24 protein-coding genes, 1 pseudogene and 1 riboswitch are annotated in these 24,182 nt (G+C 36.1%); of the genes and pseudogenes, 20 read left to right on the top strand and 5 right to left on the bottom strand.

Annotated elements, in window-relative coordinates; all coding sequences use genetic code 11:
- Positions 1–21 precede the first annotated feature (21 nt).
- From murC to fumC, 4 genes are all read left to right on the top strand, one after another.
- Positions 22–1,518, top strand: a complete 1,497-nt coding sequence (gene murC, locus ABWU40_RS03865) for a UDP-N-acetylmuramate--L-alanine ligase (protein WP_015588945.1) — start codon at positions 22–24, stop codon at positions 1,516–1,518.
- A 4-nt stretch (positions 1,519–1,522) separates the two neighbouring features.
- Positions 1,523–2,797, top strand: a complete 1,275-nt coding sequence (eno, locus tag ABWU40_RS03860; RefSeq protein WP_015588946.1) for a phosphopyruvate hydratase — start codon at positions 1,523–1,525, stop codon at positions 2,795–2,797.
- A complete protein-coding gene (gene cgtA / locus ABWU40_RS03855) occupies positions 2,785–3,807 on the top strand; it encodes an Obg family GTPase CgtA (protein WP_174515741.1) in 1,023 nt (340 codons plus the stop codon). Before eno ends, cgtA begins: the two co-directional genes overlap by 13 nt.
- Positions 3,808–4,282: 475 nt before the next feature.
- A complete protein-coding gene (fumC, locus tag ABWU40_RS03850) occupies positions 4,283–5,677 on the top strand; it encodes a class II fumarate hydratase (RefSeq protein ID WP_015588948.1) in 1,395 nt (464 codons plus the stop codon).
- Positions 5,678–5,871: 194 nt separating this feature from the next.
- Here the strand turns inward: fumC and grxD are convergent, their stop codons facing one another.
- Positions 5,872–6,195 carry a Grx4 family monothiol glutaredoxin gene (gene grxD / locus ABWU40_RS03845; RefSeq protein WP_006280013.1) on the bottom strand — a complete coding sequence of 108 codons (324 nt, stop codon included), beginning with the start codon at positions 6,193–6,195 and terminating at the stop codon, positions 5,872–5,874.
- Positions 6,196–6,204: 9 nt separating this feature from the next.
- On the bottom strand, positions 6,205–6,429 hold the full coding sequence (locus ABWU40_RS03840) for a BolA/IbaG family iron-sulfur metabolism protein (RefSeq protein WP_015588949.1): 225 nt from the start codon (positions 6,427–6,429) through the stop codon (positions 6,205–6,207).
- A 164-nt stretch (positions 6,430–6,593) separates the two neighbouring features.
- Between ABWU40_RS03840 and ABWU40_RS03835 the strand changes: the two genes are divergently transcribed.
- Entirely contained in the window at positions 6,594–7,466 is an 873-nt protein-coding gene (locus ABWU40_RS03835; protein ID WP_080717615.1) for a P44/Msp2 family outer membrane protein, read from the top strand.
- Between the two features lie 14 nt (positions 7,467–7,480).
- On the opposite strand, the gene ABWU40_RS03830 is transcribed toward ABWU40_RS03835, so the two are convergent.
- Positions 7,481–8,803, bottom strand: coding sequence for a malic enzyme-like NAD(P)-binding protein (locus ABWU40_RS03830; RefSeq protein WP_015588951.1), 1,323 nt, complete (start codon positions 8,801–8,803; stop codon positions 7,481–7,483).
- 134 nt (positions 8,804–8,937) lie between these two features.
- Here ABWU40_RS03830 and pgsA point away from each other — a divergent pair, with 134 nt between their 5' ends.
- From pgsA to ABWU40_RS03760, 14 genes and pseudogenes are all read left to right on the top strand, one after another.
- Positions 8,938–9,480 (top strand): CDP-diacylglycerol--glycerol-3-phosphate 3-phosphatidyltransferase, encoded by a 543-nt coding sequence (gene pgsA / locus ABWU40_RS03825; RefSeq protein WP_015588952.1) that lies wholly within the window; start codon positions 8,938–8,940, stop codon positions 9,478–9,480.
- 111 nt (positions 9,481–9,591) lie between these two features.
- Entirely contained in the window at positions 9,592–9,954 is a 363-nt protein-coding gene (locus ABWU40_RS03820; protein WP_246039529.1) for a hypothetical protein, read from the top strand.
- A 28-nt stretch (positions 9,955–9,982) separates the two neighbouring features.
- A complete protein-coding gene (locus tag ABWU40_RS03815; RefSeq protein ID WP_246039528.1) occupies positions 9,983–10,540 on the top strand; it encodes a hypothetical protein in 558 nt (185 codons plus the stop codon).
- Positions 10,541–10,600: 60 nt separating this feature from the next.
- Complete coding sequence (locus tag ABWU40_RS03810) at positions 10,601–11,308, top strand: outer membrane protein assembly factor BamD (RefSeq protein ID WP_015588954.1); 708 nt, start codon at positions 10,601–10,603, stop codon at positions 11,306–11,308.
- Positions 11,309–11,368: 60 nt separating this feature from the next.
- A complete protein-coding gene (locus tag ABWU40_RS03805; protein ID WP_015588955.1) occupies positions 11,369–12,109 on the top strand; it encodes a YebC/PmpR family DNA-binding transcriptional regulator in 741 nt (246 codons plus the stop codon).
- Positions 12,106–13,046 (top strand): annotated as a pseudogene (locus ABWU40_RS03800) (M23 family metallopeptidase). Before ABWU40_RS03805 ends, ABWU40_RS03800 begins: the two are co-directional and overlap by 4 nt.
- A gap of 7 nt (positions 13,047–13,053) precedes the next feature.
- Positions 13,054–13,899: an SPFH domain-containing protein gene (locus tag ABWU40_RS03795; protein WP_141457374.1), complete on the top strand. Its 846-nt coding sequence runs from the start codon at positions 13,054–13,056 to the stop codon at positions 13,897–13,899.
- A gap of 76 nt (positions 13,900–13,975) precedes the next feature.
- A riboswitch (TPP riboswitch) is annotated at positions 13,976–14,078 on the top strand.
- Positions 14,067–14,342, top strand: a complete 276-nt coding sequence (locus ABWU40_RS03790; protein ID WP_006280002.1) for a SemiSWEET family sugar transporter — start codon at positions 14,067–14,069, stop codon at positions 14,340–14,342. (Overlaps the previous riboswitch by 12 nt.)
- On the top strand, positions 14,323–15,015 hold the full coding sequence (locus ABWU40_RS03785; RefSeq protein WP_010962623.1) for a thiamine diphosphokinase: 693 nt from the start codon (positions 14,323–14,325) through the stop codon (positions 15,013–15,015). The genes ABWU40_RS03790 and ABWU40_RS03785 overlap by 20 nt, the downstream gene beginning before the upstream one ends.
- Positions 15,016–15,389: 374 nt before the next feature.
- Positions 15,390–15,719: a transposase gene (locus ABWU40_RS03780; protein WP_141456678.1), complete on the top strand. Its 330-nt coding sequence runs from the start codon at positions 15,390–15,392 to the stop codon at positions 15,717–15,719.
- On the top strand, positions 15,703–16,338 hold the full coding sequence (locus ABWU40_RS03775; RefSeq protein ID WP_081600764.1) for a transposase: 636 nt from the start codon (positions 15,703–15,705) through the stop codon (positions 16,336–16,338). Before ABWU40_RS03780 ends, ABWU40_RS03775 begins: the two co-directional genes overlap by 17 nt.
- A gap of 1,001 nt (positions 16,339–17,339) precedes the next feature.
- Positions 17,340–18,743 carry a malonyl-CoA decarboxylase gene (locus ABWU40_RS03770; RefSeq protein ID WP_015588958.1) on the top strand — a complete coding sequence of 468 codons (1,404 nt, stop codon included), beginning with the start codon at positions 17,340–17,342 and terminating at the stop codon, positions 18,741–18,743.
- A 79-nt stretch (positions 18,744–18,822) separates the two neighbouring features.
- Positions 18,823–20,619, top strand: a complete 1,797-nt coding sequence (gene lepA, locus ABWU40_RS03765) for a translation elongation factor 4 (protein WP_015588959.1) — start codon at positions 18,823–18,825, stop codon at positions 20,617–20,619.
- A gap of 965 nt (positions 20,620–21,584) precedes the next feature.
- Positions 21,585–21,989, top strand: a complete 405-nt coding sequence (locus tag ABWU40_RS03760) for a hypothetical protein (protein ID WP_209452301.1) — start codon at positions 21,585–21,587, stop codon at positions 21,987–21,989.
- 382 nt (positions 21,990–22,371) lie between these two features.
- Here the strand turns inward: ABWU40_RS03760 and ABWU40_RS03755 are convergent, their stop codons facing one another.
- The gene (locus ABWU40_RS03755) at positions 22,372–22,614 is read right to left on the bottom strand and encodes a hypothetical protein (protein WP_141457193.1); all 243 of its coding nucleotides are present in this window, start codon (positions 22,612–22,614) and stop codon (positions 22,372–22,374) included.
- A gap of 101 nt (positions 22,615–22,715) precedes the next feature.
- Between ABWU40_RS03755 and ABWU40_RS03750 the strand changes: the two genes are divergently transcribed.
- Positions 22,716–23,096 (top strand): TrbC/VirB2 family protein, encoded by a 381-nt coding sequence (locus ABWU40_RS03750; RefSeq protein ID WP_015588961.1) that lies wholly within the window; start codon positions 22,716–22,718, stop codon positions 23,094–23,096.
- Here the strand turns inward: ABWU40_RS03750 and ABWU40_RS03745 are convergent.
- The gene (locus tag ABWU40_RS03745; RefSeq protein WP_015588962.1) at positions 23,072–24,070 is read right to left on the bottom strand and encodes a pyruvate dehydrogenase complex E1 component subunit beta; all 999 of its coding nucleotides are present in this window, start codon (positions 24,068–24,070) and stop codon (positions 23,072–23,074) included. The genes ABWU40_RS03750 and ABWU40_RS03745 overlap by 25 nt on opposite strands.
- Between the last annotated feature and the right edge of the window lie 112 nt (positions 24,071–24,182).

Raw genomic sequence — 24,182 nt, 5'->3', positions numbered from 1 at the left:
TCGGTAAGAGGGTTCGATACTATGAGGATTTTAAATTATACTATAATAAATTTAGTAATGAGTAAACATCTACTGCTAAATATTAACAAAACTCAAGAAGGAATAATACATATTATTGGTATAGGTGGAATCGGAATGAGTGCCATTGCTGAAATTCTTCACAATTCCAATTACAAAGTTCAAGGCAGTGATGCGCAGTCAAACAACAATGTAGATAGATTACAAAAGCTGGGTATAGAAGTTTACATTGGTCACAATGCTGATAATATAAGCCAAGCTCAAATAGTTGTATATTCTTCTGCGATAGAATCTGATAATGTGGAGTTAATTGCGGCAAAAAATAACAATAAAATCGTTTTGCATAGATCAGACATGCTTGCTGAACTTTTAAGAGATAAATATGTGATAGCGGTTTCAGGTTCAAGCGGAAAGACAACAACAACCGCTATGATTGCTTCCATTTTTGATCATTCTAGCATTGATGCGACTGTAACTGTAGGAGGGATATTAAATTCCTATAAGAGCAACTTCAAACTTGGAGGGAGTGACACTTTTCTGATCGAGGCTGATGAGTCTGATGGAACTATGCTAAAAATCCCTGCAAAGATTGCTGTCATAACAAGTATCAACAATGACCACATAGATTATTACGGCACATTTGATAATATCAAAAATGCATTTTCCCAATTCGTGAATAATGCAGGTTCTGCAGTTTTACCTGATTCTGTAGACATCGATTATGATGCGGGTAATTCTATAACGTTTGGGTTTGAGAATGGTAGCATAAGAGCCAGCAACATTAAACAGCATGCTAACAGCATAGAATTTGATGTGTTGAACAACTGGATTCCAGCATTACGTGCTGGAATGACAAAAGGAAAGTGTACAGAGATGTCATCCCAGTGCGTGACACTGGGATCCAGCCCTTTAAAAAACATAGTACTATCAAATGCAATTGGAATTCACAAAGTAAGCAACGCCCTAGCTGCAATATCAGTTGCGATAAAGCTCGGAATTAGCGATGCAGAGATTAAAAAAGGCCTTTTGGAATTTCAAGGAGTAGCAAGAAGATTCTCTTTGATTGCCGATATTAAAGGTGTTAAGTTAATTGAGGATTATGCCCATCATCCAAATGAAATATATGCAACTTTAACGGCTGCACGTTCGATTACTAAAGGAAAAGTAATAGGAATTATCGAACCACTTCGTTTTGCCCGCATTCGTAATTTTTTTGATGAATTCATACGAATTTTCATGATGTTTGATTATGTCATCCTCACTCCTGTTCATCCCCCAGAAGACAATCCTATTCCTGGTTGTGGGATTGATGATATACAAAAAGCTTTAATCAGTAATGGATTTAATAACACAAAAATTATGAATGATGCTTTGCTCATTTCACATTTTATTAGTGATTCGACAAGTCCAAGTGATATAGTATTATTTATTGGTGCTGGTAGTAATATAGCTAAGCTAGCAAAAGAAACTGCAGCACTTATTGCGGAAGTTAAGGTTTAATGTAATGAATAAGATAATCAATAACGTATTTGCAAGAGAAATTTTAGATAGCAGGGGTTACCCCACTATTGAGGTAGAAATTGAGCTCTGTGATGGCGCAATAGGCAGGGCATCTGTACCTTCTGGAGCTTCAACTGGTAAATTAGAAGCCTTGGAACTCAGGGACCAAGATGAGAAAAGGTATTGTGGTAAGGGAGTGCTGAAAGCTGTTCAAGCTGTAAATGGGATAATAGCAGATGAAATCATTGGAATGAATGCAGCGGACCAAAATGCAATTGATAAAGCATTAATTGAACTGGATGGAACAAAAAACAAATCAAAACTTGGAGCAAATGCAACTTTGGGTGTGTCTCTTGCAGTTGCAAAAGCAGCAGCAAACAGTTTCAAAATGCCGCTATATAGATATTTGGGAGGAAAGCAGACGAGTGTTATGCCGGTTCCACTCATTAACATAATTAATGGTGGAGTACATGCAGACAATAAGCTCGATTTCCAAGAATTCATGATTCTTCCGGTCGGTGCTGAGACTTTCAGCGAAGCGATTAGAATATCTGCGGAGGTATTCCACAACTTACGTAGCATTCTTAAGAAAAAAGGTTATAGCATAAATGTAGGGGATGAAGGTGGTTTTGCACCAAATATTGAAAGTACTGAAGAAGCACTTGATTTGATCATATACGCTATAGAATCAGCAGGTTATTCAGCGCAAAGTGATTTTGCACTAGGCCTTGATGTTGCTTCATCTACTTTTTATGAAGATGGAATTTACGAATTTGAAAGTAAGGGGCTTACTTCAGAAGAGTTAACCGAATATTATTGTAACCTTGTGGAAAGATATCCAATAATTTCTATAGAAGATGCAATGAGTGAAGACGACTATGAAGGCTGGAAATTGCTTACTGCAAAACTAGGGAATAAAATTCAATTGGTCGGGGATGATTTATTTGTTACAAATTGTGAACTAATACGTAAAGGAATAGAGGAAAAAATGGCAAATGCTGTACTGATCAAGCCAAATCAAATAGGGACGTTAACAGAAACGTTTAATGCAATTGAAATGGCAAAATCAAATGGCTATAAAGCTGTTGTTTCTCATCGCTCAGGTGAAACAGAAGACACAACAATATCTCATATAGCAGTTGCGTCAAATTGCGGGCAAATAAAAACCGGGTCGCTATCGCGTTCTGATAGACTCGCGAAGTATAATGAGCTAATGAGAATAGAAAGCACGTTAGGAAAGGATGCTAAATATTATCGTGGGTTAGCATGGGTTTTATAGACGAAGTAAAATTGTGTTTAAAAGCCGGTGACGGTGGTGATGGCTGTGCAAGTTTTCGTCGAGAAAAGTTCGTTGAATTTGGTGGTCCAAATGGTGGTAATGGAGGAAAGGGTGGAAACATAGTTTTCATCAGCGACGCTAATCTCAACACTTTGCTTCATTTTCGTTATAGAAGACACATTAAAGCAGATAGTGGAAAAAATGGTGCAGGCAGGGATAGATCTGGCACAGCAGGGAAAGACGTTATACTTAAAGTTCCAGTCGGTGCACAAATAATTGATGAAGAAAGTGAAGAGATAATAGTAGACCTTGACAAGCCTGGTATGGAATTTCAAGTAGCACAGGGTGGAAAAGGTGGACTTGGAAATACTAATTTTAAATCTTCTACTAATAAGGCACCAAGACATTTTACTTACGGTCAGCCTGGCGAAGAAAAACATGTATTATTAAAACTAAAAGTTTTATCAGATGTTGGAATTATTGGCATGCCAAACGCAGGTAAATCAAAATTTTTGACTCGCTGCTCAAATTCCGATACAAAAGTAGGCGATTATCCATTTACCACCGTAAGACCTCATTTAGGCATGGTAAAAGTGGATGATAGCGAAGTTGTAATAGCAGATATTCCTGGAATAATTACTGATGCTCACCTTGGAGTTGGGCTCGGGCATAAATTTTTAAAGCACATAGAAAGGTGTCAAATTTTACTTCATTTAATCGATGTAACTCACGATGACGTTGTTTCGGCTTATAGTTGTATCCATAATGAATTGGAACTTTACAATAGTGATCTTGTTGAAAAAGAAGAGATTGTAGTATTAAACAAATGCGACTTATTGAGGGAAGCAGAAATTCTGGAAAAGAAGAATCACCTAGCTAATTATCTCAATAAAGAAGTGCTGTGCTTATCAATTAATGGTGATTTACAGCCTATTTTAAGATTATTAAGTGAAAAATTGAAAAAGAGTAATTCTAAGGAAATCGATGTATATGATCCTTTTAAGATGTGAATTTCATTTATTTTATCATATAACTAGAATATATTTGTACGAACATTTGTTTTTGTTAAACACAACAAATCCCAGTGTCAGCTACTTGCATCTACCACACAACTGTACGAACATTGCAATTTGCAGGCAATTTGCGTGGCAGATGGTGTCATCACAGTGCCCAGACACTGGGATCCAGCCTTTTCATAATCATCAAAACGTTGTATTTTAACATAAAACGGCTACTTTTATGCTTACCAACTTAATAAAATTTCTGGATCCAAGTGTCAAGCACTGTGATGACATCATAGGGGCGCTGGGATGACACCCTCCTGCTAGACAATGTTCGTACAGTTGTACATCTACCATGCAAGTTACCTGAAAATTGCAATGTTCGTACACTTGACTACTTGGATCTAGTATGATTTAATTAACCAAGAAGTAGGCATGAAAAAATTATGTAGTGAACCAGTTTGCATAACACCAGGAGGAAAATATGGATAGAAAGACGAGAATAGAATCAGACAGCTTAGGGGAAGTAAAAGTACCAAGTGAACATTACTGGGGAGCGCAGACTCAGCGTTCTTTAGAAAATTTTAAGATTGGCACAGAAAAAATGCCAGAGCCTCTGATTAAAGCATTAGCAATAGTAAAACTTGCAGCAGCACATGTTAACATGAAGCAGGGTAGCATAGATAATAAGGTAGGGGACGCAATCTGCGCAGCCGCAAAGGAAGTAATAGATGGCAAATTTAATAATGAATTTCCGCTTGTTGTTTGGCAAACCGGATCCGGAACGCAGACTAATATGAATATGAATGAAGTGATCAGCAATCGCGCAATAGAGATTTTAGGTGGTAATTTGGGTAGTAAATCTCCGATACATCCAAATGATCATGTGAATTATGGTCAGTCGTCAAATGACACCTTTCCAACAGCAATGCATATAGCAGCAGCAGACCAGATAAACCGCTTGCTTATTCCAAATCTTGAAAAATTGCATAAGGTGCTGGATAATAAGGTTCAGGAATTTAAAGATATAATAAAAGTAGGACGTACTCATCTGCAAGATGCAACGCCCCTAACACTAGGACAGGAGTTTTCTGGCTATGCAGCCCAGATTAAAAAGGGGATAGAGAGAGTAAAATCAACTTTAAGTGATATATATGAGCTTGCACAAGGTGGCACTGCGGTTGGCACGGGACTCAATACTAAAAAGGGTTTTGCTGAAGATTTTGCAAAGCAAGTTGCAGGAATTACTAACCTTCCATTTACTTCAGCAGGCAATAAATTTGAAGCGCTAGCAGCAAATGATGCTTTAGTTGAGCTCAGTGGAACACTCAATACAGTAGCAGTCAGTTTAATGAAAATTGCAAATGATATAAGGCTGCTTGGTTCTGGTCCAAGATGCGGAATTGGGGAAATAATGTTACCGGAAAATGAGCCTGGTTCTTCAATTATGCCAGGTAAAGTGAATCCAACTCAGTGTGAAGCGGTGACTATGGTATGCACTCAAGTTATGGGAAATCATGTTGCTGTAACCATTAGTGGTTCAAACGGTCATTTTGAATTGAATGTGTTTAAGCCAGTGATAATTTACAATGTTTTGCAGTCTATAAGACTTTTAGCTGACGCAAGTTTAAATTTTACAGAAAAATGTGTAGTTGGTATTAAAGCAAATGAAGAGAGGATAAAAGATTTACTGAATCAGTCGTTGATGTTGGTCACTATATTAAATACGCATATAGGGTACGACAATGCAGCAAAAATAGCGAAGCTTGCTTATAAAGAAAATATCACTCTAAAAGAAGCAGCAGCAAAACTTCAACTGCTCACTGAGGAAGAGTTTGAAAGGATAGTGAAACCAGAAGAAATGGTAAATTATTTGTAACCGCTCACACTTAATTCTTCAATCTCACTAATAGAAAGGCCAGTAAACTTGACAATAGTGTTAACATCAACATTATTATCTTGCTTTGTCTACCTTATTTTGCCGCTCCCCTGAACGGATACGGTTTAAGACATAAGATCCTTTTTCATAGCTATACTACGTTATCCAGCGTCTGGGCACTGGTTTCTTGGTACTTATTCCGCAATAATTTTTTTTTCCTTCAATAAACTTTGCAGTTCGCCTTTTTCGTACATCTCGCGAGTGATGTCGCAACCACCAATAAACTCTTCCTTTATATATAATTGTGGAATTGTTGGCCAATCAGAAAACTTTTTTATAGATTCACGTATTTCATCATTCTCCAACACGTTAATATACTTAAACTTCACGTTCAATTTTTTTAGGATTGACACGACGAGTCCAGAGAATCCGCATTGAGGAAAATCAGAAGTGCCTTTCATATACAATACCACATCATTTTCTGTTATATCTTTTTTTATTTGTTCAAAATTGCTCATAAATTCACCTTATTTTAAAGTATTAGTTTCCAGTTGCAAGGCGTGTATAGACTGACCTTCCAGAGCTTTATATACCATTTTATGCTGTTCTATTTTTGTCTTTCCAAGAAAACACTTGGAGTTTATTTTTAAATGATAATGGTCATCATCTCCAGCAAGATCATGAATTTTTATATCAGCGTCGGGGAACGATTGTTTGATGATCCTCTCTAATTCGTGAATTGCAATAGTCATTGATTTGCTTTAAATTACAATACTTTCATTATAAATCTAAAACGATTGAGCGCAATAAAAAGTTGCTATCATAAAAAATAGAAGCATACTATAATAATGGAATGACAAGTTATGCAGGGAGGCTTTGTGGTGGGCGAAAGATTTAAATTCACATATCTTTGGTTTTGCTAACTTTTTCATTTAGGTGCTTATCTTACGATGATAAAATAAATAACTTAGAGAATGTTTACATCAAAGCTAACTATTTTGGAGCATTCTTCAATGCAATAGGTTCTCTAGAAGGAAAAGAAGATGCAGGTGACAATATAACAGAGGGGGTTTTTAGTTTTAATAAGAAGGAGCGAATTGAAGCTGGATACAGTCCTAAATATGTTCCAGGGTTTGCCGGTAGTGCTGCAATAGGGTATTTATTCAAAAATATGAGAGTTGAGTTTGAAGGCTTATATTCTCAGACTAACTTATATGATGAAGATTATTCAGATAAGAAAAAAGCAAGATATATTGAACTTCGTCGTCACAATGATGCGTCTACTGGAGCGGAATGCAATTCACCTTGGAGAAGTGGAAAGGTTGATATTCACATTCAAGAAAATTGTAGTGTTGAAGCAGAGTTCAGAGCTGCATTTAAGATGAAAAATGAAGGTTTTAATAACTTAGCTGGAATGGTCAATGTATATCGTGATTTTAATATAGCAAAAATGCCATTCACCCCATATGTTGGTATTGGTGCAGGTGTAACTAGGGTTAAATTTCTAGGAAAAACCAGATATGCCTTGGCTTACCAAGCAAAACTTGGTATCAATCACCAACTTACAGCACAAACTCAAGCATTTGCTGGTTTACGCTATTTTGGTATCCTTGATAACCAATTTAAAGATATTGTACCAGGAATAAAGATACTAGCTGGTGAAGGATATATTCCTGCCGGTGGAGGAAGTAAAGTTGATGAAACTGCACGTGTTGAATCAACAACTGCAACCATTACCAATAGGTTTGGCATATATGGCTTAGAGTTTGGGTTGGTTTATCACTTTTAACTTTATCCAATAAATTACATATGTGAAGATAGTAAATTCAGCGTGCTGAGAACATTAGAAAGACGAGATTTTAATTGATTTTCATATTTACTCCAATCTTGTATTGCCTTTCTTGCAACACCTGAATCAACTGCGGCTTTTGCAACAGCAGGAGCTACTATAGAAATTAATCTTGGGTCAAATGGAGTAGGTATTATATATTCACGTCCATAGCCCATTTTACGACCGCCATAGACTGCAGATATCTCACCTGGTACTGGCTCACGGGCAAGCTTTGCTATTGCATCTGCAGCTGCAATTTTCATTTCATCATTTATTGTTGTTGCATGTACATCAAGTGCCCCTCTAAATATATAAGGAAAACCCATTACGTTGTTGACTTGGTTGTTGTAATCTGACCTACCAGTTGCAATTATTGCATCTGGCCTCACAGATTTTGCAAACTCAGGCCTTACTTCTGGATCGGGATTGGCAAGAGCAAAAATAATCGGGTCTTTGCCCATACTCTTTAACATCTCTTCATTTAACACATCTTTTGCAGATAGTCCGATGAATACATCAGCGCCTTTTATTGTATCAAGTAGAGAACGTTCGGAAGTATCAATTGCATATTTTTCCTTCCACTCATTCATGTCCTCGTTTCTACCTTTGTATATTACTCCTTGCTTATCACACAGCACTATATTTTTAGCGCCCATGGACTTTAGTATTTCTAAACATGCAATACCGGCTGCTCCAGCACCATTCATAATGATCTTAACGTCCTCTAATTTCTTTTCGACAATATCAAGAGCATTTTCTATACCAGCTGCAACAACCACTGCAGTTCCATGCTGGTCATCATGGAACACTGGAATATCCATCAGTTCATTCAGACGTTTCTCTATTATAAAACAATCGGGAGATCTTATATCCTCTAAATTTATCCCCCCCCAACTTGGCCCAAGGTACCTTACTGCATTGATAAAATCTTCTATATTTTCTGTACCAACTTCTATATCAACTGCATCAATATCAGCAAAACGCTTAAATAAAACAGCTTTGCCTTCCATGACAGGTTTTGCAGCAAGAGGACCGATATTACCAAGTCCAAGCACTGCAGTGCCATTTGAAATGACAGCAACACAGTTGCTTTTTGCCGTATAATCATAAATAACCTCAGGATTTTTAGCTATTTCAAGGCACGGAGCTGCAACGCCAGGGGAATAAGCAAGTGACAAATCATACTGGGTAGATAAAGGTTTTGTTGGCATGATTGAAATTTTACCAGGCTTACCACCTCTACTGTGATAATTAAGTGCCTCTTGTTTTGTGGTACTATCTAAATCATCGTTCATCATTACATCCTTATATTTTAAGCTTATATTTTTTAAGTATATGGAGTTTTTATAAATGTTCAATTGTAAACTATTAGCTTGTGAACTCTGGTGTACTTCTGTATAAGTTTACCTACTACGTAGAATGGTATTACATGCTTAAGAAAAACGTGCCTAATTTGCTTACAATTTCTCGTGCGCTTGCAGTACCAGCAATAATATTAAGTTTTTATATAGAAAATAAATATGCAGGCCTGATAACAATATCAATCTTTGTGTTTGCGTGCATTACGGATTTTTTTGATGGTTACTTGGCGCGTGCGTGGAAAGTCCAATCAAAATTTGGCAAGCTATTTGATCCAATTGCTGATAAATTAATAGTGGTTTCAACGATAATTATGCTAGTTTATAAGCAGAAGATAAATGATTTTACAATAGTACCATCGATTATCATCATCTGTAGGGAGATATTAGTCTCGGGTTTGCGGGAGTTTTTGATAGCTACAAATGTTAGTCTACCTGTAAGCAAAGCTGGCAAAATTAAAACATTTTTGCAGATGGTTGCTGTAGTAGCGCTAATAATGAACGATTATTATATGATTCAATATACAGGTGCGATTTGTTTATGGGTTGCAGCTATTATAACTATGTGGTCAGGCTATAATTATATCCTAGCCGGCATCAAACAGATTGGTTAAATCTCCTAGGAAATAGTTAATAGACAAGAGTAGTTAATATCTTAGTGATATTGACTCAGAAAGCAAAAAGGTGTATAATTGTATTAACTTACAACTAATTAGGTTAATATTATGAAAATACCTAGTGGCAAATTTTCTTCTACCAAAAAGGTTCCAGGAAAGAATAAGAAAAAAAGAGATTTTGAACCATTAGAAGAGTTTTTTTGGGATTTTTGGCCAACAGTTGATAAAGAAGTCAAAAGAGAAAGGCTAGAACAAGAACTATTAGCACTAAAAAAAAGAGAGCTATATAGACAATGTGTATCATTGGTAACAATGGTTCCATTTGCATTATTTATGGCTATTGAACTGGAAAAAATATGTAGCGATCAGGTATTACTTGGCGTGATAAGTGGCGCGCTAAGCCACACTATATTACCTTTTACAGTTTACAGTCTTATCTCTTATTTGTACGCTATATTTAATTTACAATAATAGGAAGATAGCACAAAAAGAACGAGAGTTGGAGATTATTGAAAATGGAGAGGAAGTAAAGGAAAAAGAGCACAATATTTCTGATATAGGTCAGTGTTTGATCTATATTGAGGCTATAACAACTGCACTGGTTATTGTAGGTATGATAATGGGTGAAACATCTTCACTTGAAGCAGCAGAGGATGCAATTTTATTTCTTGCCAATGCAATTGCTTTTCTTGCAACTCTTGTTTCTTATATTGATAAGCATGAAAAAAATAAGAAAAAGGAAACAGAAAAGTCTGATCTTGATGAGAAATCTAGCAAGAAAACTAGCAATATATCTGTAGCCGGATTGGCGCTTGCTGGTTCTTCTATATTTTTAATAAGAAGGATAATGTTAATGGCATTAGCATCGTCCTTAAATCCTGCTGTTGGACCTACTTTAGGCTTGATAGGTATTGCAATTTTTATGGCTGTACAGATCTTAACTATACATTCCTACAGCAAGACGCTGAAAGATCCAAAAGTGGAAGGACGAGGTGAATCAAGAAATGCAGGTAGTTCTGACCGTAGTTATAAAGAAGAAGGGCCGGCTATTGCCTAAGAAATTTATTTATTTAAGTAATATTTAGGTCTATACTTTATTTTGATCGAAAAAAATCTTATGTATAAGACTTTAATCACGTGCTTTATTTTCCTAATTTGCTCCTTTACACAATCGTATGCGGATGATCTTGAAAAAACTGAAACTGAACTATATGAAGAAGCAGTTGAACTTTTTGACCAGAAAAAATATAAACAAGCTATTAGGGCATTTCACAAGATAGAGGATTTGTATCCTTTGTCTTATTGGGCAATGAAAGCGAAATTATTATCTGGAGTTTCTCACTATAATATGGGTAACTATAGCAGTGCTGCAAGTGATATGGCTGATTATATATATGTTTATTCAAATGGTGAAGATTTACCATATGTATACTACTTAAGAGTATTATCTTATTACATGCAAATTAATAAAGTGCAACTTGGACAGCAAACTGCATATAAAACTTTAGAGCTGGCTACAGAATACATTAATCTCTTTCCAGGCAGCGAATATGTAGACGAGATAAAGGAAAAAACAAAGCTAATCACAGAGCATATATCAACAAAAGAGTATTCTATCGGTAAATTTTACCTGAGGCGTGGTGAATATTTAGCAGCAATTAAGCGTTTCCAGAATATGGCAAGCTATAAGGATTCTAAATATTTTTCTAAATCTATTAACTATTTAATAGCAGTCCATTCAGCTATTGGCCTTGACTTAGAAGCTGAGCAGTATGAAAGTATGTTATTAGCAGAAAACCTACAAGATGCCAAGCCGGAGGCTTGAAAATTTGCTTTAGCTTTTTCTATGCTTTGATATATAATTTAGATTTTTAACTATTTGAATATGGCTGGTCATTCACAATTTTCAAATATAAAACATCGGAAAGGCGCTCAGGATGCAAAGCGCTCTCAAAAATTTACGAAGCTGATTAGAGAAATAACAGTTGCTGCAAAGCAAGGGCTACCCGATCACGAACTCAACCCACGCCTTCGTTCTGCTATATTTGCTGCGCGCAAGGAAAATTTGCCAAAAGATAAAATAGAAACAGCAATAAAAAATGCAACTGGTAACGTTGCTGGAGAAAATTATGAGGAAATCCAATATGAAGGTCATGGGCCTTCTGGCACTGCACTCATTGTCCATGCCTTGACTAATAACCGCAACCGTACTGCTTCTGAGGTACGTTATATCTTTTCTCGTAAAGGTGGAAATTTAGGAGAAACAGGAAGTGTTAGTTACCTTTTCGATCATGTAGGCTTAATCGTCTATAAAGCAGAGGGTGTGAATTTTGACGATTTATTCAGTCATGGAATCGAATTAGAAGTATTGAATATTGAGGAAAATGACAAAGAAGGATTACACGTTATAACTTGTGAAATAAAAGATTTTGGTAAAGTACGCGATGCCTTTTATGCAAAATTCGGAGAACCAGAACTTGCTCGTCTTTCATGGCAGCCAAAAGATCTGATTGAAATTAGCGATAAAGAGTTGATTGATAAATTATCTGCATTGGTTGAAGAGCTGGAAGATAATGATGATGTACAGTATGTGGAAGGTAATTTTACTTTTGTTGATAAGCTATGAGGCTGGTAATATTTGTATTGCTTTGTATTTTACCAGCATATGCTACTGAAACATCAACAGATCTTGCACAGCCATTCCAGCATGGAATCAGAAAAAAAAAAAAGCTACTTTGACGACAGAAAGTGATAGAAAGTTGTTATTCATATCCAGTACCATAAAATCTTCCTTTTTTGCCACGGAAGGGTTGGCGCCAAATACAGTGGTGAAATTGATCAACATATATAAAGATTTTGGTGTTGATTTTAAAAAAGACATTGTGCCAGAGAGTAAATTGGAGGTTCTTTTTGAGAGATTGCCTAATAATCAGAAGACTGAAGAAAAAATTTTATATGCTTCACTGACAATAAACAAAAAAGCTATTAGTTTATATCATTATAAATCACAAGACGGCAAAGAAAGGTATTTTAATAAAGAAGGAATAAGCTTAAAAAATGGCGAAATTTTTGCAAATCCTTTAAATGGAGATTATCGCATATCCTCAAAATTTGGCAATAGAAAGCATCCTGTTCGCGGTAAAATTGCTTTTCACAAAGGAGTGGATTATGCAGCTAAACTTGGCACTCCCATATACGCTGCTGCAGAGGGTGTGATAGAATATATAGGAAAGAATGGTGGCTATGGAAATTACATCAAAATAAAACACAAAAATGAGTATTCAACCTGTTACGCGCATATAAGTAGATTTAGTGGCGATATAAAGTTAGGCTCTAAAGTAAAGCAGGGGCAGGTCATCGCCTATGTTGGTAGCACTGGTGTTGCAACAGGACCTCATTTACATTACGAAGTTATATATAACGGCAAACACATCGATCCGCTTACGATAGCGCATAAAACTGAAGTAAAATTGCCTGATCATGAATTAAGAGAGTTTAAACTATTTGTAAATAAGATAAATAAAACGATCAACAGAGAGGGTTCAAGTGAAAAAGAAGTTTAAAGACAATATGGATAAGAATACGATAAACGATAGAAATTTAAGTCAACTCCGGTTTTTTCCTGTACTAATAGCGCTAGGATTAATTTTATCGCTGCTTTTTTTGGCATATGACAGCACAATTGCACTTGGAGTTGCTGCCGTTTCAATTTTGACTTTTCTTCAAGGATTTTTTATTAATGACCCTAATGAAGCAAGAGTGATAGAGTTTTTTGGTCATTATATTGGAACTTATTTTAAGTCTGGAATATGTGTAACGCTTCCCTTTTCAAGCAAATATATAGTTTCCCTAAAATTTCAAAATATCAACACAGAAAAAATAAAAGTGAATGATGCCAATGGAAGTCCAATAGAGATTTCAGCAGTGATTGTTTGGAGAGTGAACAGCCCGGCGAAGGCGTATTATAATGTTAACAACTATCACGAATTTGTTTTTGTACAAAGTGACTCAGTAATAAGAGAATTAGCAAGCAATTATCCGTATGATAGCGAAAGCGATGAGGAGTCTTTACGTAAAAATTCTGATAAAATTTCAGATGAATTGCGGTCAATGTTACAACAAAGATTAGATATTGCAGGAATTGAGATTACAGAAGCAAGAATATCGCATTTGGCGTATTCGTCCGAGATTGCACAAGCAATGTTAAGGCGTCAACAAGCACATGCTATCACTTCGGCAAGAAGGCATATAGTGCAAAATGCAATAGGAATTGTCGAGGAAGTAATAGCTCATTTTGAAAAAAACAAAAGCTTACAATTAGATGGCAAGCAAAAGGTTCAATTGATAAATAATTTGTTGGTTGCCCTAATCTCTGAGCAAGATGCACAACCGAAGATTAGTTTAGATAATAATTAGCATCGGAGCCGATTGGGTTTCATAAATGCAAGTCACTATTAATTTCTTGATTAATAGACTAAATGATGTTATAAATTACACGCATTAGGGGTGCTCTAGAAAAGCTGAGAGTACATAAAGTACAACCCTTTGAACCTGATATTGTTAAAGCAAGCGTAGGAAAATGTATGTATATAAATATTGAAGAATGCTTCGGCTTCATTGCGTTAATTGCATCTCTAATTGGATTATCACCTCAAGTATATAAAGCATATATCACTAAAGTTACTCGTGATGTATCGATGTTAATGTTAGTAAACTATCTTATTTGTTCATTGTCTTGGATTGGCTATGGTCTTTACCAGAGCTCAATTTTTGTGGTGCTTAGCAATATTGCTGGATTAGTGATTAGCATAATATCAATTATTCAAAAATGTTACTACGATGCAAAACCTGCACCATGATCATGTGCTGCACTGCAGTACACAACAACAATATCGTTCTATTGTAGTGCTAAATGGAAAAATACCGAGCTCATCGTTTTTTAAACGAGATATACCTATTATTGCTGTAGATGGAGGAGCAAACAAGCTTCTATCAATTGGCGTAAAACCTGATCTTGTAGTAGGAGATTTGGATAGCGTAAATCTGGATTTACGTGCTAATTTGAATACGATATATCTACCTGATCAAGATTATTGCGACTTTTCTAAAGCAATGGCTCACTTAAAAACAGTAAAGTTATTGCCATCAATAGTAACGGGTATTACTGGAGGAGCAATTGATCACATACTACAGAATATTAACATTTTTCTAAGTACGGGCAGTATCTTTTACACACCTTCACCTCCCATGGTAGGTTACACTTTACAAAAAGGTATTACCCATTTTTTTTCTTTGCCAAAAAATACTAAAATATCTTTACTTGGTATACCGAGAGCTCAAATATCAACTAAAGGATTAAAATGGGAACTGCACCTTAGTAATCTTGCTTTTCCGGGAAAAAATTCTTGCTTTAATCGAAGTTTAGGCAATAAGGTATCCGTAGAAGTACACAGTGGTATATGTCTAGCAATGATTTATTTAGAGACAGTAGATGATGCTGCAAGACATCATGTGCGTCAAGTTAAGAAGTAAATAGACTTCTTGCATAACCCAAACTAAGTAGAAAAAAGGTATCATCCAAGTAGCTGACACTGGTTCCTTTATGACGTGTCATTCCAGTTTCAGCTACTTGAATGACAGCAGTCCTACGTCATACCGCCGCGGTATCTCTTAGCCGCTAACAAGCAGCGGGATGACGAATTGCTTAACCGTCATACCGCCGCGGTATCTCATCCGCTAACACGTAGTGGGATACTTGATCTTTACAGGGATGACGGTTGTCAGGCTAGCCTGTCATCCCAGTGCCCAGACACTTGGATGGCTTTGTTGCATCGCTCAAGTGAAAAGAACTGGCAGTTACTGACAAAATTCATTATAAATAGCCATTTAACTGTTGAAGAAAAAATATGCCACAAAAAATGAGAGTCAGTAACTGCCATGAATATAACAAATTTCTCCAAGAAAGAGGAAGCATTTTTTGTTATATCAATGACGCCATAGAAAATTGGTACGAGAATTGTCCAAAAATGCAGGGCGGCAACTATATTTATAGTGATAAAGTTGTGATTTTGGTGCATATAATCGTCAGTTTCTTTAGAATTGGTTTAAGACAAACAGTCGGGTTTATAAAAGGGTATTTGCAACAAATAGGAAGAGATTTGGCAGTTATCAGCTATTCACAAGCATCAAGAAGGTTTAAGAAACTTAATATTAAGATAAATGATTGCAGAAAATAATATGGAAGATATCGAAATTGCTATAGACAGTACAGGAATTAGTATATACAACAACACTCCTGGTCACAGCAAGGAAAATAGCACTGACAGAAAATATCGTGGCTATGAGCAAACGAGAAAATTGCACGTAATGTTGAATATAAACAACAAAAAAGCCATAGCTGTAAAATACAGTAACGGTGTCTACTCTGATCACTATGGAGCTTGTGATTTGCTAAAAGAAGTTGATTTTCAGCATGCCATAAAAGCACTATATGCAGATAGAGCATGTGATAGGCACAAGTTTTATAAGTTGTGTAACGAATATGATATAAAGACAAAAATTCCACCAATAAACAATGCGGCAGAACATCCAGAAATAGATTATATGTCTGACAGGAATGCTGCTATTAGGTTAATAAAATTATACGGTGAAGATGGCATGAAAGAATGGAAAAAAGAAGTAAATTATGGGAAAAGATCTTATATTGAAGGGTTTTTCTCAAGATTAAAGCAAATATTCGGATTTAGTTTTAGGAATAAATCTGAGATAAATCGAGAAAAAGAACTGCTAATCAAATGCTATTTGCTTAATAAATTCACTGATATTGGTATGGCTAAATTTGAGATAGTTACATGAATTTACCATAAATCACCATCTCATAAAGTGTGATGCAACAAAGCCCACTTGGATCCAGGAATTTTATTAAGTTGGTAAGCATAAAAGTGTTATGTAAAATACAACGTTCTTGATGGGATTGCGTGAAAGGCTGGATCCCAGTGTCAAGCACTGGAATGACATCATAGGAGCACTGGGATGACACCCTACTTAACCGTCATACCGCGATTTATTCGCGGTATCTCAAAGCATAGATCCCGCTAACACGTAGCGGGATGACGATTGTCGTTTAGCTATAAACATTAAGAAATTTACCAAACGAAAAAAAAGGCAAAAGAAGCCCTGAGGTTATTATCCGCTTTAAAATATTGGCGTTTTTTATGTTTTAAACGCTTGACAAGCGAGATTCAGCCGCTTTTAATTGCAACTAACCTACGCTGCAAATGTTTAAGAAATTTACTAAGCAGAAAAAAAGACAAAGAATCCCCGAGTTAGCTAGTCTTTTACTATCTCTGTCGAGTATTGGCATTTTTTGATGTCTTGTAACGCTTTATAAGCGCGTTCAGCTTATTTAGATAAAAATCTAGATGTAGATGAAGTTTTGTAAAGACATACAGTATCTATATACTGCAAAAAATTGAACATAAGACGCCGATACATTAAGTAATCCTTACCTTTTAATCTGCAGATTGGCGAAAGCAAATACAATAGCTTCAGTTTCATGATAGGGGGGCTGGCGGAGTTTGTCAAGGAAGTTTTTGTTTCTACTGAATGACAGTTGTGGCTTGGGAGGTAGTGCAAGAAGTCTATTGTATTACTGAATTATTAATAATTCAGTAATAGTGCCTGCTATGTAGCTAAAATTTTCCTTTAACTTAAGCTATATGTAGCTAAAATAACTTGGGTTTACCGACGATTTGACAAACGACAAATTCGTCATCCCGCTACTTGTTAGCGGGTTCTAGAGATGCCGCGGCGGTATGACCCTGACTTGCATTAGCTATGTATAATAAAGGGAATCTATGACAAAAGAATCATTGGTAAAAACTGATATAGTGAAAGTTGAAGACAAAAAGGCGGTAAGAAGCTTTTTTAAAATACTAGGTGGAGTGGCAGATGCTGTAAGATCGTGGATTGGTAACATCAGTCCTGATTTAAGCAACAGTCGCGATATCGATAGTTTAGTCTTGAAGATGAACGAGTGCTTAAATCCAAAGGGAGGGGAGGTTTCAGCACGTAAAAACGCTGTATCTCTTGGTAACTTGTACTTAAGCTTATCAGAGAAAGGTAAAATAAAATTTCTACAAACCCTGGCAGAAAAATTTAATCCGAATAAAGCGGAAATAGATGAGAAAATTAGAGAGTATAAGAAAAACCAAGATCCCGAGTTAAACTATAAATTTGAACAGGATTTAATAAAAATTCTTGAATCACCGCGTTCTAAAATATTAAAGCAATTTATTTCTTTACCAGAAGGCCTTAAGTTTATTGTTGATATGCGTTCTGATGTGCTTAAGCTAAAGAACCAATATAGAAGCTTGAATCCACTAGAGAGCGAATTAAAAAATATACTCTATACTTGGGTTGATGTTGATCTACTCGATCTTCGTCAAATCACCTGGGATTCACCTGCATCATTGCTAGAAAAACTTATAAAATATGAAGCTGTGCATAAAATTTCCTCTTGGGGCGACCTAAAAAACAGACTAGACTCTGATCGTCTCTGTTTTGCTTTTTTTCATTACAAGATACCAAACGAACCTCTAATTTTTGTAGAGGTTGCATTGGTGGATAAGATTGCAGATAGCATTCAACACCTTTTAGATGAGTCAGTACCTTCAAATGATCCGAGTAATGCGAGCACTGCTATATTCTATTCAATATCAAATACTCAAGCAGGGTTATCTGGAATCAGCCTTGGTAATTTTTTGATCAAAAGGGTTGTAGAAAAGCTATCACAGGAGTTTAAAAGTATAAAAACATATGCAACTCTTTCTCCAATACCTGGCTTTACGAAATGGCTAAAAAACAATCTAAACCAAGATGTCACTTTATTGGGCAAACTAAATATAAAACAATCTAGTGCAGAAATTTTAGAAAGTGCAGAGCAATTAAAAACTAATGTTGAATGTACAAATGAAACTAAACAATACATGCTTAAACTATGTGCATATTATTTACTAAAAGTGAATAATAGTAATGGAAATACTTATGACCCGGTGGCGCATTTTCATTTAAGCAATGGCGCATCAATAAAACAATTAAACTGGATGGCGGATACTTCTGAAAAGGGTATTAGTCAGTCAGCCGGGATGATGGTAAATTATCTATATGAGTTGCCTAAAATAGATAATAATCATGAAAACTATATGGTTAATAAAGTGATTTCCTGCTCGAAAAAAGTGTCGTCTATGTTGAAGGAGTAAATAGTCTCTTAATAAAGGATTGCCCTCACAACACTTAAAATGTAAAATAGTTTCACTAATTAAGTATAGTGGGCCATAAATGAACAACATAAGGAATTTCGCAATAATAGCGCATATAGACCATGGTAAGTCAACGCTTGCTGACCGTTTAATAGAGGAATGTAACGGCCTTGAAGCAAGAGAAATGACCAATCAAATACTCGATTCAATGGATATAGAACGCGAACGTGGGATTACAATTAAGGCACAGACGGTAAAACTCAATTATACGGCAAACGACGGTAATCAATATTGCCTAAATCTCATGGACACCCCAGGTCACGTTGACTTTTCTTACGAGGTAAGTCGAAGCTTAGCCGCATGTGAAGGTTCACTTTTAGTGGTAGATAGTAGCCAGGGCGTTGAAGCACAAACCCTTGCAAATGTATATAAAGCTATTGACAACAACCATGAAATAATAGTTGTGCTCAATAAAGTTGATCTTCCTGCTGCAGATCCAGAAAAGGTAAAACTCCAGGTTGAGGAAGTAATTGGCATTGACGCAAGTGAGTCAGTTTTAATATCAGCAAAAACTGGACTTGGAATAAAAGATGTACTGGAAGCAATAGTAGCAAAACTTCCAGCTCCTCAAGGTGATGTCAATGCTCCATTGCAAGCAATTTTAGTTGATAGTTGGTATGACACTTACTTAGGAGTAGTAATTTTAGTGCGAGTTAAAAATGGAGTGCTAAAAAAAGGCATGAAAATTGTTATGATGTCTAATAATGCTACATATCAGATAGATAATATCGGTATTTTCACCCCTAAAAAAGTGATGACGGGTGAACTTTCAGCGGGTGAAGTTGGTTTTATAACTGCTTCAATGAAGGAAGTAGCAGACTGCAAGGTAGGGGACACTATCACTGAGGAAAAGAGACCTTGTAGTAAAGCACTTCCTGGATTTAAAGAAGTGCATCCTGTGGTATTTTGTAGCATTTTTCCTCATAAAACGGATGATTTTAAATATCTAAGAGAAGCTCTAGAAAAGTTACATTTAAATGATGCAAGTTTTACCTTCGAAGCTGAAACTTCAAATGCACTAGGCTATGGATTTCGTTGTGGTTTTTTGGGAATGTTGCATCTTGAAGTTATTCAAGAAAGGCTCGAGAGAGAATTTGATTTAGACCTAACAGCAACTGCACCGAGTGTTATATATAGGGTTACAACACGAAGTGGTGAAGTTTTGAATATTCATAACCCAAGTGATATGCCAGATCCAACGAAAATTGAAATTGTGGAAGAGCCGTGGATTACTGCAACAATAATGGTCCCTGACCAATACTTGGGAGAGATTCTATCTCTATGTGAAGAAAGGAGGGGAGAACAGGAGGATTTATCTTACATTGGTAACACAACAACAGCATTGTTAAGATATAAATTACCACTATCTGAAGTTGTTTTTGACTTTTATGATCGATTAAAATCAATTTCCAAAGGATATGCAAGTTTGGATTGGGAAATTTCCAGCTATCTGGTAAGCCAAATAGATAAATTAAGCTTTTTAATTAATGGAGAGCCCGTAGATGCACTGGCTTGTATCGTTCACAAAAGTAGGGCAGAAAAAAGGGGGCGTGAAATATGTGCACGCTTGAAGGATCTAATACCACGTCAGCAATATAAAATCGCGATTCAAGCGGCAGTGGGCGGAAAAATTATTGCCAGAGAAACGATTAACCCATACAGAAAAGATGTAACAGCTAAACTCTATGGTGGAGATGTAACGCGAAGAATGAAACTACTTGAAAAGCAAAAGAAGGGTAAAAAAAGGTTACATTCTATAGGGAACGTAAATATTCCACAGAATGCTTTTATTCAAGCCTTGAAGATAAGTGATTGATCTTAAAAGACTTCTTGTATAGTTTTTGGCAACAACCGTTAGAAACGAAAAAACTTACTTGACAAACTCCGCCAGCCCCCTTATCATGAAACTGAAGCTATTTATTTATCTTCTCTGTACAGATTAAATGACAAAAAAACTCACGTATCTGGCGTCTCATGTTTAATTTTTTGCACTATGTGCACCTTATGTCTTTATCAAACTTCTACCTACATAAGCTGAAACGCGCTTATAAAGCGTTTAAAACATAAAAAAACGCCAACTTAAAAAATGGATAGTGAATAACTAGCTACCCTAGGGTTTCTTTTGCCTTTTTTTCTGTTTAGTAAATTTCTTAATGTTTCTAATTTAGATTAGTTGCGGTTTAAAAGCAACTAAATCGCGGTTATTAAGCATTTAGAATAAAAAAACGCCATACTTGAAAGTATAATGTAAGTAATTAGCCAACCACGGGGCTTCTTTTGCCTTTTTTTTTATTTGGTAAATTTCTTAATGTTTATGGCTAAACGACAACCGTCATCCCGCTGCTTGTTAGCGGCTAAGAGATACCGCGAATGAATCGCGGTATGACGTGGGAAACCTTTCTTGGGTTAGCTATAGAGTTGACTTTTTTATTATGGTATGTGATAATTGCAGTGTTATTAAGTTTAGTGGTAAAATGATAATGGATATAGCCTATTTAGCAGCACTTATATCAGCAGCTATAATAAAAATAGCAGCAGTAATACTTTGTGCTATAATGTGTATAAGCATTTTCTTTATATTATTTAAGGGAAAAAGAACACTTAGATTCAAAAGGATTTCTATCTCTTCTGAAAACAGTAGGTGTAATTTATATAATACTATCAATTATATCTCTCCCACTTATTATATTAAGCCTTACTACTCCGTCACCTCTGGTAGTAGGTATAGTAGGTGGTATCGTTGGTGCTATTTCCATAATACCATTAATAGTAGCTTACATTTTGCTTTCAATAACATCGAAAGGATTGTCTCAACAGCCTGAAAATTATCAGCACTTGTTCTTAACTTCTCTTTTACTGTTTATTGGAAACATCATAGCTGGAGCTTTTATCGCTGTAAGTGGTGTTTTTCCAATATGTAAAGTAGATTCCTTATCATCTTTATCAGCAGCACTAGAGTCCTTACCTGCAGTAGGAATACATGCACTAGCACTTACGATTGCAACTGCAATTGGAGTAGTTATTGTAATCGATCTCGCTAAGCAAGCTAAGGAGTACATATCAGGTAAAATAATGCAAGCAGAAAAAGAATCTGTGACTGATACACATAAAGAACCAGACTCTAAAGTGGATGAAGCAAAAGAAGGAAATGTTAAAAATGAGCGGAAAGTACCTCTTTTGCCCTAAATATAAAGATGTCATCCCAGTGCTCCTTTTTTTGTCATCCAAGTAGCTGACACTGGGATCCAGGTTGCTCACAAGCAAACTAGCATAGAAAGTGGTTACAACGTTTTCGATGAGATTGCAGAAAGGCTGGATCCCAGTGGGCTTTGTTGCATCGCTACTTATGAAAGGCTAACTATAATTAGGATTATAAGCAACTTATTGAAAATCTTGTTTTTTTGCAATCAATCTGATCAAATTTAAGAATAGTAATTTGTTATTTATATTAATAAATTTAATTCTATTGAAAATAGCTAAAGCATTGAAATTCTTGAATTTTAGCCGGATTAGTGAGTGGTAGTGAAATTTCTTTTACTCAAATTTAGGTATTCACTGACCGTTCTTGTTATAAATACCAGAATAATAAGCTACTGATATTCTCCACCTTTTTTATCTTTAATCCATCATAGCTAGCGATGCAACAAAGCCATCCCAGTGTCAAGCACTGGGATGACAGGGGAGTTGGATGACACCTTCTTGGATGGAAATCAGTGTCAGCTACTTTCATGACAAAAAGAGGGCACTTGGATGACAGGAGAAGGAAGCATTGCCCTCCTGGTAGCACAATGTTCGTGCAGTTGTGTGTCAACTACTTTTGTGGCACCGTTTGTTATTCAATCTTTATGCTAGTTTTACTAAAAATTATACTATTTTAGATATAATTACAATATCTAAGTTTAAGGTATAGAGATGAATCCTACAATCAAGAGAATTTTCAATATTTTTCTTATAGTATTATTTATTTCTTTTTCTCATGTTGGGAGTGCTGCCGCTGACACTAATACTGATACAACTGCTCAAGTAATATGTAACATTATTGGCTACGTTTGGGGAATAGGCGGACCGCTTATGACCGTAGTGATAATAGGTGCAGCTTTGCTTGCGATATTTGGTAGAATGCCATGGCCAGCTCTTTTTGCACTCGGTATATTTTGTGCTGTATTTTTCGGTGCTAAAACTATCGTCATAAAAGTAATGGGTGGTATAGGCGGCACTGGAAATACTTCTTTGATGGACCAATGCGGAACAGGAGACACAAAAAAGAACTATTTTTTTCTAAAACAGACCTGATGCACGGCTTCAACTATATCTTCCACTTGCGGTAATGCTTTTTTTTCTAGATTTGCAGCGTAAGGTAAGGGGATGTCCTTGCCAGTTACACGTACAACTGGAGCATCAAGGTAGTCAAATCCTTGTTCCATAATAACGGCTGACAGCTCTGCTCCTATTCCTGCAAATGGCCATCCTTCTTCTACACTAACTAACCTATTAGTCTTCTGAATAGAGTTAATAACAGTTTGAGTGTCAAGTGGTCTTAAGGTTCTGAGGTCAATAACTTCAGCTTCTATACCTTCACTCGAAAGTAAATCTGCTGCATTTAAGGCATCCATTAATTTTAATGAAAAAGCAGTGATAGTTACATCCTTTCCTTCCCGTATAACAGCAGCTTTGCCTATCTCAAGTAGATAATCTTTGTTTGATAGCTCAGAGTCAGAAACTTCATGCTCATGTCCATAAGCTATTTCGTTTTCTAGAAATATTACCGGATTAGGGTCACGAATTGCAGCTTTAAGCAGACCTCTGCAATCTGAGGCAAAATAGGGTGCTATTACTTTTAACCCCGGTATATGCGAATACCAAGCTGCAAAGCATTGAGAATGTTGTGCAGCAACTCTTGCTGCAGCGCCATTTGGTCCACGAAATACTATAGGGCATCCAAGTTGTCCGCCTGACATATAATTTGTTTTTGCTGCGGAATTCACAATTTGGTCAATAGCTTGCATAGAAAAATTAAAAGTCATAAACTCGACTATTGGCTTTAATCCAGCAAATGCCGCTCCAACAGCAAGGCCAGCAAATCCATGTTCGGTAATAGGCGTATCAACTACTCTGTTTTCTCCAAACTCTTTCAGTAATCCTTTCGTTACTTTATAAGCACCATCATACTCTGCAACTTCTTCACCCATGATAAGCACATCAGAGTCGTTTTGCATTTCTTCTCTAATTGCTGTGCATAAAGCTTCTCTTACACTTAAGGTTGCCATTTATAAACTTTTATAGACTTTAACTAAAGTAACTATATCAGAATTACTGGGGGTAAGTAAAGTGTACAAATTAAGTTTTACAAACATCATGACCAACTCATTCCAAAAAAAA

The organism is Wolbachia endosymbiont (group A) of Cydia amplana, assembly GCF_964028495.1.
In the GTDB taxonomy this organism is placed as follows: Bacteria; Pseudomonadota; Alphaproteobacteria; order Rickettsiales; family Anaplasmataceae; genus Wolbachia; species Wolbachia pipientis.
This window is presented reverse-complemented; position numbering and strand designations above follow the sequence as displayed.

Coding starts and splice junctions, on each gene's coding strand:
- murC (WP_015588945.1), top strand. CDS start 22: ATGAGGATTTTAAATTATACTATAATAAATTTAGTAATGAGTAAACAT.
- eno (WP_015588946.1), top strand. CDS start 1,523: ATGAATAAGATAATCAATAACGTATTTGCAAGAGAAATTTTAGATAGC.
- cgtA (WP_174515741.1), top strand. CDS start 2,785: ATGGGTTTTATAGACGAAGTAAAATTGTGTTTAAAAGCCGGTGACGGT.
- fumC (WP_015588948.1), top strand. CDS start 4,283: ATGGATAGAAAGACGAGAATAGAATCAGACAGCTTAGGGGAAGTAAAA.
- grxD (WP_006280013.1), bottom strand. CDS start 6,195: ATGAGCAATTTTGAACAAATAAAAAAAGATATAACAGAAAATGATGTG.
- ABWU40_RS03840 (WP_015588949.1), bottom strand. CDS start 6,429: ATGACTATTGCAATTCACGAATTAGAGAGGATCATCAAACAATCGTTC.
- ABWU40_RS03830 (WP_015588951.1), bottom strand. CDS start 8,803: ATGAACGATGATTTAGATAGTACCACAAAACAAGAGGCACTTAATTAT.
- pgsA (WP_015588952.1), top strand. CDS start 8,938: ATGCTTAAGAAAAACGTGCCTAATTTGCTTACAATTTCTCGTGCGCTT.
- ABWU40_RS03820 (WP_246039529.1), top strand. CDS start 9,592: ATGAAAATACCTAGTGGCAAATTTTCTTCTACCAAAAAGGTTCCAGGA.
- ABWU40_RS03810 (WP_015588954.1), top strand. CDS start 10,601: ATGTATAAGACTTTAATCACGTGCTTTATTTTCCTAATTTGCTCCTTT.
- ABWU40_RS03805 (WP_015588955.1), top strand. CDS start 11,369: ATGGCTGGTCATTCACAATTTTCAAATATAAAACATCGGAAAGGCGCT.
- ABWU40_RS03795 (WP_141457374.1), top strand. CDS start 13,054: ATGGATAAGAATACGATAAACGATAGAAATTTAAGTCAACTCCGGTTT.
- ABWU40_RS03790 (WP_006280002.1), top strand. CDS start 14,067: ATGTATATAAATATTGAAGAATGCTTCGGCTTCATTGCGTTAATTGCA.
- ABWU40_RS03785 (WP_010962623.1), top strand. CDS start 14,323: ATGCAAAACCTGCACCATGATCATGTGCTGCACTGCAGTACACAACAA.
- ABWU40_RS03780 (WP_141456678.1), top strand. CDS start 15,390: ATGCCACAAAAAATGAGAGTCAGTAACTGCCATGAATATAACAAATTT.
- ABWU40_RS03775 (WP_081600764.1), top strand. CDS start 15,703: ATGATTGCAGAAAATAATATGGAAGATATCGAAATTGCTATAGACAGT.
- ABWU40_RS03770 (WP_015588958.1), top strand. CDS start 17,340: ATGACAAAAGAATCATTGGTAAAAACTGATATAGTGAAAGTTGAAGAC.
- lepA (WP_015588959.1), top strand. CDS start 18,823: ATGAACAACATAAGGAATTTCGCAATAATAGCGCATATAGACCATGGT.
- ABWU40_RS03750 (WP_015588961.1), top strand. CDS start 22,716: ATGAATCCTACAATCAAGAGAATTTTCAATATTTTTCTTATAGTATTA.
- ABWU40_RS03745 (WP_015588962.1), bottom strand. CDS start 24,070: ATGGCAACCTTAAGTGTAAGAGAAGCTTTATGCACAGCAATTAGAGAA.